The following is a 12,395-nucleotide window of genomic DNA, read 5'->3' as shown; positions in this document are numbered from 1 at the left end:
TATTTATTCTTATGATAACTCGGAGGTTTTCATTGATAAATCGTCTTTCTGTCACGCAAAAGCTTGTGCTCAGCTTTGTCTTTGTCATTATAGTGGGGAGTATTTTACTTAGCCTTCCCATAAGCCACTATGCTAACAGTCCAGAAACAAGCTACCTAGACCATCTCTTCAATACTGTGTCAATGGTCTGTGTAACTGGACTTTCTGTTGTCCCGGTCAGTAAGGCATACAATGGTCTTGGTCAAATTCTCTCTATGTTTCTCATGCAGACGGGAGGACTTGGACTAGTCTCTCTTATAGCCTTTAGTACCTATACCCTTAAAAATAAATTAGGACTGAGCGATCAAGATCTCCTTCAATCCGCACTTAGTAGAGATAACCAAAAAGATTTGAAGGCTTATCTTTTTAAGGTCTATAAAATAACTTTTTCTATTGAAGCTTTAGCAGCACTCGTGATTATGACTGACTTCATTCCTCGTTTTGGACTTGGTCATGGCATTTTTAATAGTCTCTTTCTAGCTGTCTCTGCCTTTTGTAATGCTGGATTTGATAACTTAGGTTCTAACAGTTTACAAGATTATGCAACCAATCCAACCATTAACCTTGCTGTAGCTTTTCTCATCATGTCTGGAAGCTTGGGATTTGCAGTTTGGATTGATTTGATTCAACTAATAAGACGTTATATTAAAGATCGTCCAAGGAATTGGAAATTAGCTTGGAGACCTTTCAGTAATCAAAGCCGTCTTGTGCTTATAAGTACAGGTTGTCTCCTATTAGGAGGAACACTGCTTGCTTGGTTACTGGAAATGGATAACTCTAAGACAATCGGTACTCTCAATGTCTGGCAACAACTTCTGGTAAGTTTCTTTCAGACTGTAACCATGCGTACCGCTGGCTTTGCAACTATTTCCTATACCAATGCCGATTTCTCCACAAATCTTCTTTTTATGATTCAAATGATTATTGGGGGTGGTCCTGGAGGAACTGCGGGTGGTATCAAGGTGACAACTGCCTCTATCATGTTCCTACTTTTTAAGTCAGAGCTATCTGGTAACTCGAGTGTGGTTTTTCGAAACCGTATTATATCTAACAAAACCATTTTGCAAGCATTCACAGTTATACTCTTTTTCCTAACGATGCTCTTTGTCGGCTATGTTATTTTGCTGGAAACTAATCCTACTCTCTCACCACTAGGCCTACTTTTTGAGAGTGTGTCAGCCATTGCTACCGTTGGTGTTTCAATGGATTTGACCCCTAATCTAAATACCCTAGGACGCCTTGTTATCATGGCTCTGATGTTCATTGGCCGTGTCGGACCTATCACTGTTCTCTTGAGCTTGATGACCAAAAAAGAAAAACATATCTCTTATGCCCCAACTGACATTTCAGTCGGCTAAACTATTTTATTAATTGACAATATTCTGAAAGGATTTTATATGAAAACACAAATTATTGGGGTCCTTGGTTTGGGAATCTTTGGACAAACTATTGCAACCGAACTCTCTTCTTTTGGACAAGATGTTATTGCCTTAGATAATAATGCTACAACAATTGATTACCTTGCTGATCAGGTGACTAAGGCTGCTGTTGGGGACATTACTGACATTGAATTTCTACGTTCTGCTGGTATCGATACTTGCGACTCAGTCATTATTGCAACTGGAGAACACCTAGAATCGTCTGCGCTAGCGCTCTTGCAGTGCAAAAAACTTGGTATTAAGAATATTATTGCCAAAGCTATGAATAACAATTATGAGGAAGTCCTTTACGGAATGGGTGCTAACTGGGTCATCACTCCTGAACGTAGCACAGCAAAAGAATTGGCTTCAAATATCCTCCGCTATAACATATCAAATGTTTTTCATTTAGAGGACGATGTAGCTTTAATTGAACTTAAAATTCCTAGTGAATGGGCTGGAAAGTCCTTGCATACTTTAAATCTAAGACAAAATTATAACGTCAATGTTATTGGTTTTAGAGATGAGAAAAGTGGCAAGTTAAACACTCATTTTGACCCAAGTAAGAAACTACCTGATGAAGGAATCATCCTAGTTGTCGCTGACAATCGAACACTAGAAAAATTTGATTATTTAGGATATTTGAAATAACAAAAAACGTTCCAATCTCGTTCATCTAGACAAGACTGGAACGTTTTTTGTTGTGCTTATCTGCATACTTTTACTAAAAGCCAAGAATATCATCCCCATGGATTGTAAAAACGACCATGATTGAGGAAGATTAAGCCTATACTAATCCCCAATAAAAGAATAGCTGACACAATGACAAGGTAATCTTGTTTCATCAAAGATTTATGCACATACAAAGATGATAGATTCTTGAGCTAGCTATAGTCTTTGACTATGTTTTCTCTAAAATCAAAAAGCCAGCCAAATAGGCCGACCTTATACAATTAGCTATGCTTTCTTCCAACGGCTCTTTTCTGCTACTGCTGTAAAGAGAACGTCTGTTGAAGAATTAAGGGCTGTTTCACAAGAGTCTTGGATGACACCTACGATAAAGCCGACACCGACAACCTGCATGGCCAAATCATTTGAGATACCAAAGAGGCTACATGCTACCGGCACTAATAGGAGGGATCCTCCAGCAATACCTGAGGCACCACAAGCAGAAATAGCTGAAACCACACTAAGAATGAGTGCTGTCGCAAAGTCGACCTGAATCCCCAAAGTCGTTACTGCAGCAAGCGTTAAGACATTGATTGTCACGGCTGCTCCAGCCATATTAATAGTTGACCCCAAAGGGATAGAAACCGAATAGGTATCAGGATTCAAACCAAGATCCTTACAAAGTTGAAGGTTAACTGGAATATTGGCTGCTGACGAGCGAGTAAAGAAGGCTGTAATCCCAGAGTCTTTCAAACAACGGAAAACTAGTGGGAAAGGATTTTTGCCCATCATCACAAAAGCAATGATTGGATTAACAACCAAGGCAACAAAGGCCATTGTTCCCACTAAAACAAGGATTAGGACCCCATAATCTGCCAAAACACCAACACCATTCTCAGAAATAGTATTAAAGACAAGACCAAGGATACCAAATGGGGCCAAGTTGATAATCCAACGAACGATTTGTGAAGTCACTTCTGCCAAGGTATTAAGCAAATCCTTCGTGTGATTGCTAGCTGCTCGCATGGCAAAACCAAAGACAACTGCCCATACCAAAACACCAATATAGTTAGCTTGAGCCAAGGCATTGACAGGGTTATCCACCATCTTAAGCAATAAATCTTTAAAGACTTCTCCCACACCTTGAGGTGCTGTCGCTTTAGTCGCTGCAGCTGCTCCCAACTTCAAAGAAATTGGAAAAATATAGTGAGAAATAACAGCCGTCAAAGCTGCCGCAAAGGTCCCAAAGAGATAAAGAACAATAACTGTCTTCATGTTGCTTTGTTGCCCTTCTCGCGTTTGGGAAAGGGCATTGGCAACCAAGGCAAAGACCAAAAGTGGGGCAATTGCCTTCAAACCACCAACAAACATGTCTCCTAAGAGACCAATAACCGTAAACTTAGGAACAAGCAAACCAAGCACAGCACCCACTACCACACCAATGGCAATACGCTTAATTAGACTGGTTCTATTCCAAGTTGAAATAAAACGTTTCATAACTTATTAACTCCTTTTTTATGGTTAGTCAACCATAAAGCATTCGATAGCTTCCATACTATGATAAATATCTGAAATCGTCAAGACATGAGAAAAGCCTGTGGCAAACAGGCTCTCAAATCCTATTTATGACTCAATTTACGTGTCAAGAAATCACCCAAGAATTGGATAAGGAAAATCAAAATCAAAATCAAGAAAGTTGCCAAAATGGTAACTGATGTACTAGAACGGTTATATCCATAATAGATGGCGATGTAACCAAGACCACCGGCACCGATAGCACCAGCCATTGCAGTTTCACCGACTAGGGAAATCAGAGTTACGGTTGATACACGAACCAACTCAGGTAGACCTTCACCAAGGTAAACCTTAATCGTATCCCAAAGTGTCGCACCACTAGCTTGTGCTGCTTCAATAACGCCACGGTCAAGATCTGCAAGTACCACCTGTACTTGACGTGCAAAGAATGGGAAGGTTGCAGCTGACAATGGAACCAAGGCTGCCGTCATACCGAGGTTAGTCCCTACGATAAAGTAAGTGAACCCTTTCAAAATCGCCAAGAGGATGATGAAAGGAATGGCACGAAAGATTGAAGTGATTTTATCCAAGATTTGGAAAACAAATTTATTTTCAATGACTCCACGAGGACCTGTCAATACCAAGAAGAGCCCCATAACAAGACCAAGAAGTCCCCCAATGATGAAGGAAATAACCGTCATGTAGAGAGTCGCATAGATGGCGTCTGGCCAAGAGTTAACCCCCTGCATACCGATACGATAAATATCTGGAAAGTTTTGTTGAATCCAATCTGCCATTATTGGGCTCCTTTCTTAAGTACTTGTAAGCTGACACCTGCATTTTCAATCGCTTTTTGAGCAGCAAGAACCTGATCCGCTTCACCATCCAAGACAACGACCAATTCACCAACAGGAGTATCACCTAGAATCTCAACGTTACCATAAAGGATGTTACTTGAAACGCCGTACTCTTTGAAAAGTTCGGTCAAGAGTGGCTCATCTGTTGAAGAACCAGCATATTTAAGTTGAACGAGAAGGGCTGAGCTTGGTAAGTTTTTCACCAAAGGTTGTGCATTAATCTTAGCCAAGGCATCTTCAATCCCTGATGCAGTTTCAATAAATTCTTGTGTCAAATCTTCTTGAGGATTTGAGAAGATATCAAGGACACTGCCCTCTTCCAAAAGTTGACCATTTTGCATAACGGCAACACGGTTACAAATATCTTTAACAATTTGCATTTCATGGGTAATCATAACCACTGTCAAGCCAAGTTTTTTATTCAAATCCTGCAAAAGTGAAAGAATTTGCTTAGTTGTTTTAGGGTCAAGGGCTGATGTAGACTCATCTGAAATCAAGATTTCAGGATCATTAGCCAAGGCACGGGCAATCGCTACACGTTGTTTTTGACCACCTGACAATTGTGCAGGATAGTTTTCCGCACGATCAGCCAAATCAACCAATTCCAAAAGACCACGAATTTTTTTGTCTTTCTCTTCATTGCTTAGTTTAGAATGACGAAGAGCAAAGGCTACATTTTCATAAGCCGTCTTTTGAGCCATAAGGTTAAAGTGTTGGAAAATCATCCCAATCGTTTGACGTTTCTGACGCAATTCTTTTGTCGACAATTGGACCTTACCATCTGCAAAAGTCACATCTTTACCGATAGTGATTTTACCAGCTGTAGGCACTTGCAAAAGATTGATTGCGCGCACAAGGGTAGATTTACCAGCCCCTGAATAACCAACAATTCCGTAAATATCACCTTTTTCAATCTGGATAGACACATCCTTAACCGCTTGAATAGTGCGGCGTTTCTGCGTAAAGGTGATATCAATATTTTTCAAATCAATAATGACATTACTCATAACTTGCAATTAACTCCTTAATTAGTTCAATGTGGGTGTAGTAATCTGCTAAGCTAACATTTTCATCCCCACCATGGTCACGACTGTTAGCATTTCCTATGCCAAAGGCTGCCATAGGAACACCCAAAGCCTGATGAATCATATGCATAGGCCCTGTACCTGCTGCCGTTGGAAGCACAGCAACACCTTCTTCATAAAAGCCTTTTGCTAATTCAATAACATTGACAATAGCCGGATCAGACATATCACTACGATAACTTTCTTCACCAAGAGTGAAGGTCACCTTGATACGGTCAAATCCTTCTTTTTTGAGGTGAGTCTTGATACACTCCAAAACGTACTCAGGCGTCAAGCCAGGGACCAAACGCATCTCCATCTTAGCTCTGGCTTGAGCTGGTAAGATAGTCTTAACCCCTTGCCCCTGATAACCTGTTGAAATGCCTTCAATGGAAAGGGCAGGTTCAAAATAGTAAGTTTTTAAGAAAGCTCGGCGGTCACTTTCTAAAATGGGTAGTTTTAAGCCGTAAATCTTACGAAGACTATCTGCATTTTCAATGGCATAAGTTTCAATAAGATCCATCTCTCGTTCGTTTGGTTGGACAATCTTTTCATAGATACCGTCGATAAGGATACGTCCCTGATCATCTCTCATGCTTGAGATAGCGTTGAGCAAGTACCACGAAGCCGATTCAATCACTGCACCAAATTTAGAGTGGATATCAACATCAGCACTCTCGACAGACAAGTCAAAGGTAATAATCCCCTTGTTGCCCCCTGTGATTTCCAATTGACCTTTACTATTTCGATTTCCTTGCTCCCAAACCAATAGGTCTGCTGGAAGAAGGTCATCTCGGTATTTTTCCAAATATTTTTCAAGGTCAGTTGATGCAGATTCTTCAGCCCCTTCCATCATAAACGTAATATTTACAGGAAGGTCGCCAACCTCTCGAATATATTTCCGCAGGGCTGTCAAACGAGCTGTAATATGCCCCTTATCATCATCAACACCACGACCATACATGTAGCCCTTACGAACTGTCAGACGGAAAGGTTCATCTGTCCATGGCTGATCATTATCCGCAGGAACCGTATCATAGTGTTGATAGAAAATAATTGTTTTCGCATCTGGATTTGGACTCTTGAATTTTGCCAAGACAAATGGTGCCGTATAGGTCTCGTCAATTGTCACCTCTGCACCAACACCAGAGAAAATCTCACCAAGGTAAGCAGCCACGTCATAGAGACCAATATTTTGAGCAAAAATAGATTTTTTAGAAATCAAAGTCCGCAAGACTTCAAAATAGTGCTGAGCAATTTCATCGTTACGAAATTTTCGTAACTGCTCTTCTTCACTTGAAAATGCCATCAAATCGTCTCCTTCATACACGACAAAATGGCGTGCTCTCACACGCCCTCTGTCTTTAGCTTATTTCTTTGAATTAGCTTTCAATTGATCTTGTGTTGGGGCACCTTTCCATGCTGGAAGGTCAACCTTGTTAGATGCATCATAGATGATTTGTGCTACTTCATCGTTTTGGTATGCTTTAATCAAAGTCTTGATAGCATCAGCTTTATTTGATTTTTCCCAATCTTTATTAGCTGCAATGACGTTAACCCAATCTTTCAAATCTTGACTTGGTTCTTCTTGGAAGAGAGTTGTATCATAGTTAACGTTTTGTTGTTGTGCGTATGAGTTATTAACAACCGCTGCATCTACTGATGAAAGCGTTTGGGCAGCTTGTTCAGCTGAGATTTCTTTGATGTCCAATTTCTTTGGATTCTCAGAAATGTTCTTGATAGTTGCCAATTCACCATCTTTAACATCCAACTTAATCAAACCAGCTGTTTGAAGAAGTGTCAAAGCACGGCTTTCGTTTGTACCATCGTTAGGTACTGAGATTGTAGCTCCTTCTGGAAGCTCTTTAACATCTTTATACTTAGCTTTTCCGTTTTCAGTACCTGAGAAAAGGTGGATTGGGCTAAGAAGTGTGTCAGCTGCCGCAACAACATCACCTTTATTTTCTTTGTTCCAGTTGTTCAAGAAATAAATGTGTTGGAAAGCATTAACATCGATTTCGCCGTTTTTAAGGGCTTCGTTTGGTTGATTGTAGTCTGTGAACTCTTTCAACTCGATAGTAACACCCTTGTCTTTAGCCAATTCTTTGACTTTATCCCACAATGGCTCAGTTGTATCATCCAAAGTCATGATACCAACTGTCAAAGTTTTATCATCTTTAGCTGATTTATTACCACCAGCACCACAAGCAGCCAAAGCTACTGTTGAAGCGATTGCCAATCCTGTAATTCCGAGAATTTTTTTAAGTTTCATAACGAACTCCTTTTAATTGTTTTAAGTGTAAAATTATTATCCCATAGGATGAGAATTGTAGCAAATTGTTTATAATTGTACATTTCTATAGTTTTTAACTATAACGTGTCCTAGATTTTAATTATATGAAAAAGCTGAGAATCATTCCCAGCTCCTTTCTTATTTTTTGCTTGGAACTTTCAAAGCGTCTTTAGTTGGAATATAGTCTTTATTTCCAAGGAATTTTTCAGCCAACTTAGCCAAAGTACCATCTTTTTGGAGTTCTTCCAAACGTTTGTTTACAAATTTTTGAAGGTCTTTTTGGTTATCTGCGAACAAGAAGTAGATGTATGGTTGTTCATCAGATTTAAGCTCAATAGTCTTCAAGTTGCTCAATTTATTATTTTTGATGATTGCATTAACAGTTGGTGCATCAAAAATCTTGAAGTCGTACTTACCTTCATTCAAACTTGTCAACATTTGTGTAATATTTTCATTTGTATAGTTAAGCTCAACTGGCTTGTCTGAATGTTTATCGTTAAACTCTGTCAATTGAGTAGCTGTCGATGTTCCTTGAACAACCTGCGTTGAGTGTCCAGCAATATCATCATATTTCTTAATATTACTATCTTTTGGAACAGTCAAAACAGCTGGTGTGGTACCAATTGGATATGAGAAGAGGTATTTTTGGTCACGTTCTTCTGAATAAGAGATATTGTTCCCAGCCATTTGGTATTTAGCTGAGTCAAGACCTGTGAAGACTGAAGACCATTCTGTTTTTTGGAATTTCACTTCATATTTGTCAGAGTCTTTGAAGACTGCTTTAGCCACTTCCACATCGTAACCAGTCAATTCACCGTTTTCTTCATATGAGAACGGTGCTGTTGTCCCAACTGTGGCAAAGTTAATTGTTTCTTTAGCACCTGAAGATTTAGATGCTTCTTTTGATGATTTAGATGAACATGCAGCAAGCAAAGCTACTGAAGCAATGGCTACACCTGTGATTCCAAGAATTTTTTTAAGTTTCATAATATTCTCCTTTGAGATTGATTGTTTTTATTGTAACAGAATTCACTAAGCTTAACTAATACTTAAACATAATCAAGGTGATAAGAAAATACTATCACCTAAAAGTATTAATTGTTTGACAAAGAAAAAGTCATTTCCAATATCTAAGAATGGACACAAACCGTTAATCTCTAAAAAACTGTCTTTAGCATTTGACTGTTTCTGACAATATAGCCAGTACAATCTATCATTCAATGTGAGCATAATATTTTTTCTCGCCTATTTTTCCTTTGCCTTTCCAGCAACCCTTGTCTTGATCAGTACGATTGACCTGGGCTGTCGCCTATTAGGTGGAAAAGCAAAGGGAATACGACTTGAATCGGGAATATTTATGGTCACTAGTCTACTCCAAGGCATGCAAATTAGTCTCTGGGGCCTGCACGACAACTGGGGGAGCGCTCAGATTCTTTGCCTTCATGCGAGTATCCTCCTTTACTTTATGGCACGCACTGGACAAAGTAGTCAAGAGCGTTTGGGAATTACGGTTTGGCTAGACCTCATATACACCAGCTACATCTTCCCACTGAAATATTTCTTAATCGGAGCCTGGACACTCTTTAGCGTTTATATGGCACTCTATGGTGTGACGCCACGTCGCTTACTGTCAGGTTGGTTTGTCACAGTACTCTTTATTTGGTGTGTCCTAACACTAATTCGACTCTATAAACCTATTCAGGCAACTCGTCTCGCTGTATTTTATGCAACTATCAGCTTCACCCTCGTTAGCCTCTTAAGTAGCTTTATTTTGTAAGAAAAAAAGAGTGGAACTAGACTAACTAGTTTCACCCTTTTTATATTGGAGTTATTTTGAATCTCTTGTAGGAAAGGCATACATCACCCAAAGTACTACTAGTAGTGGTGTCGCTTTTAATACAATCCAAGCAACATTGAAATTGGCATCACGTAGACGACGAATCTGAATTGAAATTGTGGGAAGCGCCGTTGCTGTTATAAATAGAATAAAAGCTGTCAATGTAAAGCCAGCAGCTTTTGTTTGCCCAAGCAGGTTCATCAGTAGGAAAATCAAAGTACCAATAACTCCATTAATCAAGACAACCCACCAATAGTCTGATCGTTTTGTACGACCATAAAAATCGAGATAGCCTAACCAAAAATTTTTATATGCCTCTAACATGTTTACACCTCTTAATAATATGCTACCAGTATACTATATAAAGAAGATAGGTGCAAGATGTGAAAATTTAGACTTCTTAAGTTTTATACATATATAATAGGAAGATTTTTTAAATAAACTGGAATGGATTGAAATTAGGACTGTCCGACTCAATCTGACCACCCCCCATGGTCACTACACGGCTGACATGTTGACGGACACTATTGCGGTGAGCAATAAAAATCATTGTTCGTTTAATCTTAGCAAGATTAGCCATGACCCTGCTTTCAGTATCACTATCGAGACCACTGGTAGCTTCGTCAAAAATCAAGATAGGCTGCTTGGACAAGAGGGCCCTCGCTATCGCCAAGCGTTGTTTTTGACCACCAGATAGACCACCATCCTCAGATACTTGGGTCTGAAAACCTAGTGGCATTTTTTGAATATCCTCTAAGATATCAGCTTGTTGGCATACCTTAAGGAGCTTTTTCTCGTCAACTTCTCCTTCAAATCCTAATAGCAGATTTTCTAAAATGGTTCCTGTAAACACATAGGTCTGCTGGGGAACATAAGTCACCATTTGACGTAACTCCGCATGGCCAATAGCATCTTTATCTAGGGTTACATGACCACTAGATTTTGTGTAATAACCTGACAACATTTTCGCTAAGGTTGTTTTCCCAGATCCACTTTTACCCATGAGGGCGATTTTCTCACCCTTATGAATCGTTAAATCAATCTTACTAAGCGTCTCTTGCTGATAACTAAAACGGTGACTGACTCCTTTAAGAGCAAGTTGTTTAAAAGAAAACTCTTTAAGTTTTCCTTTTTCTTCCTTATCCACAACATAAACTTCTTGAAGACGATTATTGGCTACTTTGGCTTGCTGAATTTTGGATTGGAGATTAATAATATTAATTAAAGGAGTTGTAAAATAATTCAGCAACATATTATAAGTAATCAACTGACCTGCAGATAGTTGCCCTTCCATGACCAATTGTGCCCCATACCAGAGGATAAAGACATTGGAAACTAACTGAACCCCTGTCTTTAAACCATCCTGCGTTAATTGCCACTTGGCCTTAGACAAAGACTTCTTCAAATAGTCATGGAATTTCACCTCAATTTCCTGATAGCGTCTTTCTTCAACTCTCAAGGATTTTAAGGTTTCAATGCCTCTCAAATCATCAATAACAGCGGTATTGACCTGACTATTTGCCTCCATCAATTGATAATTTTCCTTTTCAAAAAGCTTATAGAATGCCAAAATGATTAAAACATAAAGAGGCACTACCGTGAGAGTCATCACAAAAAGTGACTGATTTTGTACAATAAGAGCCACAGCTAGAGTCATCACAATGGTCACATCTAGGAAAATCGATAAAATCGTTGAAGCTAGAGCATCGATAATAGTGTTGGCATCTCCAAAACGTGACGTGATTTCACCAGTACGACGTGAACTAAAGAAACTAATAGGTAAGGAAAGGACATGCTTAATATAAGGAAGGATGACAGCAATGGACAAGTAATTTCCCAATCGATGTAGAAGATAATCTTTGAAAAAAGTAAATACTTGTTGAGCTAGATAAGAGATACATAGGCCTAGCGAAATCATGGTCAGAAGAGTGTAAGCCTCCTGAGGAATCAAGCGGTCAATAATAGATTGCAAATAATAAGAACCAATAATATTAACAAGGGTCACTAGAAAACTTAACAAGACAATAACTGCAATCAAACCCTTACGACGAAACAAAATCGGTAAAAATGAAAGAAGCCCAGGTACATCTTCTTTGTATTTAGTATAGGATTTTCCTGGAACAAAAAAGAGAGCAACTCCCGTCCACTCTTTGGCAAACTCCTCTAAGGGCATTTTAATGACCTTCTTGCTAGGATCTGGATCACCAATAATAAGCTGCCCCTTGATTTGACCAAACACCGTATAATAATGTTGCAGTCCACCTTCTTTAACCACATGTGCAATAAAAGGATAAGATAGGCTTTCTTGTTTAAACAAGTCTAAATCCGCACGAATAGCCTGAGTTTCAAGACCCATCTGCTTGGCCGCTTCAACCAAACCAAGCGCAGAAGTGCCTTCACGAGAAGTCTGAGCCAACTCCCGCAAATAAGCTAAACTATAAGATGAACCATAGTGTTTAAGAATCATGGCCAAGGTAGCGACACCACAGTCACGCTGATCAACCTGTGAGATATATGGATATTTTGACATGGTGACTCCTTATTAAAGACAACCTGTGAAATAAGGCAAGATAGTGATAAGTAGTGAGAATAGTGTAAATAAATTTAGCTTTTTCAAAATAAAACTCCTTTTAACTGTTATTTATGTTTCTATAGTAAACATTTAACCATTAAAAACTCTAAGCAGGCTTAGCCTGCTAACTC

11 protein-coding genes and 1 pseudogene are annotated in these 12,395 nt (G+C 39.1%); 3 read left to right on the top strand and 9 right to left on the bottom strand.

What is annotated here, in order from left to right:
• The first annotated feature begins 32 nt into the window (after positions 1 to 32).
• Entirely contained in the window at positions 33 to 1,397 is a 1,365-nt protein-coding gene (locus tag HMPREF2877_RS07865) for a TrkH family potassium uptake protein (protein WP_073689220.1), read from the top strand.
• Positions 1,398 to 1,436: 39 nt separating this feature from the next.
• Complete coding sequence (locus tag HMPREF2877_RS07860; protein WP_002886585.1) at positions 1,437 to 2,108, top strand: potassium channel family protein; 672 nt, start codon at positions 1,437 to 1,439, stop codon at positions 2,106 to 2,108.
• Positions 2,109 to 2,197: 89 nt separating this feature from the next.
• Here HMPREF2877_RS07860 and HMPREF2877_RS11415 read toward each other — a convergent pair.
• The 7 genes and pseudogenes from HMPREF2877_RS11415 to HMPREF2877_RS07830 form a co-directional block, all read right to left on the bottom strand.
• Positions 2,198 to 2,320, bottom strand: a pseudogene (locus HMPREF2877_RS11415) (energy-coupling factor transporter transmembrane protein EcfT); the annotation flags it as partial.
• A 94-nt stretch (positions 2,321 to 2,414) separates the two neighbouring features.
• Positions 2,415 to 3,623: a serine/threonine transporter SstT gene (gene sstT, locus HMPREF2877_RS07855; RefSeq protein ID WP_002886576.1), complete on the bottom strand. Its 1,209-nt coding sequence runs from the start codon at positions 3,621 to 3,623 to the stop codon at positions 2,415 to 2,417.
• Between the two features lie 122 nt (positions 3,624 to 3,745).
• Positions 3,746 to 4,438 carry a methionine ABC transporter permease gene (locus HMPREF2877_RS07850; protein ID WP_002883771.1) on the bottom strand — a complete coding sequence of 231 codons (693 nt, stop codon included), beginning with the start codon at positions 4,436 to 4,438 and terminating at the stop codon, positions 3,746 to 3,748.
• Entirely contained in the window at positions 4,438 to 5,505 is a 1,068-nt protein-coding gene (locus HMPREF2877_RS07845; protein ID WP_070579513.1) for a methionine ABC transporter ATP-binding protein, read from the bottom strand. Before HMPREF2877_RS07845 ends, HMPREF2877_RS07850 begins: the two co-directional genes overlap by 1 nt.
• A complete protein-coding gene (locus tag HMPREF2877_RS07840; RefSeq protein ID WP_070579510.1) occupies positions 5,498 to 6,871 on the bottom strand; it encodes a M20/M25/M40 family metallo-hydrolase in 1,374 nt (457 codons plus the stop codon). Before HMPREF2877_RS07840 ends, HMPREF2877_RS07845 begins: the two co-directional genes overlap by 8 nt.
• Before the next feature lie 60 nt (positions 6,872 to 6,931).
• On the bottom strand, positions 6,932 to 7,834 hold the full coding sequence (locus HMPREF2877_RS07835) for a MetQ/NlpA family ABC transporter substrate-binding protein (RefSeq protein WP_070579507.1): 903 nt from the start codon (positions 7,832 to 7,834) through the stop codon (positions 6,932 to 6,934).
• A gap of 159 nt (positions 7,835 to 7,993) precedes the next feature.
• A complete protein-coding gene (locus HMPREF2877_RS07830) occupies positions 7,994 to 8,842 on the bottom strand; it encodes an amino acid ABC transporter substrate-binding protein (protein ID WP_002883793.1) in 849 nt (282 codons plus the stop codon).
• A gap of 370 nt (positions 8,843 to 9,212) precedes the next feature.
• Between HMPREF2877_RS07830 and HMPREF2877_RS11485 the strand changes: the two genes are divergently transcribed.
• Positions 9,213 to 9,632 (top strand): hypothetical protein, encoded by a 420-nt coding sequence (locus tag HMPREF2877_RS11485; RefSeq protein WP_256262933.1) that lies wholly within the window; start codon positions 9,213 to 9,215, stop codon positions 9,630 to 9,632.
• Between the two features lie 51 nt (positions 9,633 to 9,683).
• Here HMPREF2877_RS11485 and HMPREF2877_RS07820 read toward each other — a convergent pair whose 3' ends face one another.
• Entirely contained in the window at positions 9,684 to 10,016 is a 333-nt protein-coding gene (locus tag HMPREF2877_RS07820) for a DUF805 domain-containing protein (protein ID WP_013990041.1), read from the bottom strand.
• 109 nt (positions 10,017 to 10,125) lie between these two features.
• The gene (locus HMPREF2877_RS07815; RefSeq protein WP_070579504.1) at positions 10,126 to 12,222 is read right to left on the bottom strand and encodes a peptide cleavage/export ABC transporter; all 2,097 of its coding nucleotides are present in this window, start codon (positions 12,220 to 12,222) and stop codon (positions 10,126 to 10,128) included.
• Positions 12,223 to 12,395 lie beyond the last annotated feature (173 nt).

The organism is Streptococcus sp. HMSC072D03, assembly GCF_001812855.1.
Taxonomy (GTDB): domain Bacteria; phylum Bacillota; class Bacilli; order Lactobacillales; family Streptococcaceae; genus Streptococcus; species Streptococcus salivarius_D.
Note: the sequence above shows the minus strand (reverse complement) of the source record. Positions and strands in the feature narration are given on the sequence as shown.

Bases quoted from the DNA above. Each gene is read 5' to 3' on its own strand.
- HMPREF2877_RS07860 (WP_002886585.1), top strand. From the start codon at position 1,437: ATGAAAACACAAATTATTGGGGTCCTTGGTTTGGGAATCTTTGGACAA.
- sstT (WP_002886576.1), bottom strand. From the start codon at position 3,623: ATGAAACGTTTTATTTCAACTTGGAATAGAACCAGTCTAATTAAGCGT.
- HMPREF2877_RS07850 (WP_002883771.1), bottom strand. From the start codon at position 4,438: ATGGCAGATTGGATTCAACAAAACTTTCCAGATATTTATCGTATCGGT.
- HMPREF2877_RS07845 (WP_070579513.1), bottom strand. From the start codon at position 5,505: ATGAGTAATGTCATTATTGATTTGAAAAATATTGATATCACCTTTACG.
- HMPREF2877_RS07840 (WP_070579510.1), bottom strand. From the start codon at position 6,871: ATGGCATTTTCAAGTGAAGAAGAGCAGTTACGAAAATTTCGTAACGAT.
- HMPREF2877_RS07835 (WP_070579507.1), bottom strand. From the start codon at position 7,834: ATGAAACTTAAAAAAATTCTCGGAATTACAGGATTGGCAATCGCTTCA.
- HMPREF2877_RS07830 (WP_002883793.1), bottom strand. From the start codon at position 8,842: ATGAAACTTAAAAAAATTCTTGGAATCACAGGTGTAGCCATTGCTTCA.
- HMPREF2877_RS11485 (WP_256262933.1), top strand. From the start codon at position 9,213: ATGGTCACTAGTCTACTCCAAGGCATGCAAATTAGTCTCTGGGGCCTG.
- HMPREF2877_RS07820 (WP_013990041.1), bottom strand. From the start codon at position 10,016: ATGTTAGAGGCATATAAAAATTTTTGGTTAGGCTATCTCGATTTTTAT.
- HMPREF2877_RS07815 (WP_070579504.1), bottom strand. From the start codon at position 12,222: ATGTCAAAATATCCATATATCTCACAGGTTGATCAGCGTGACTGTGGT.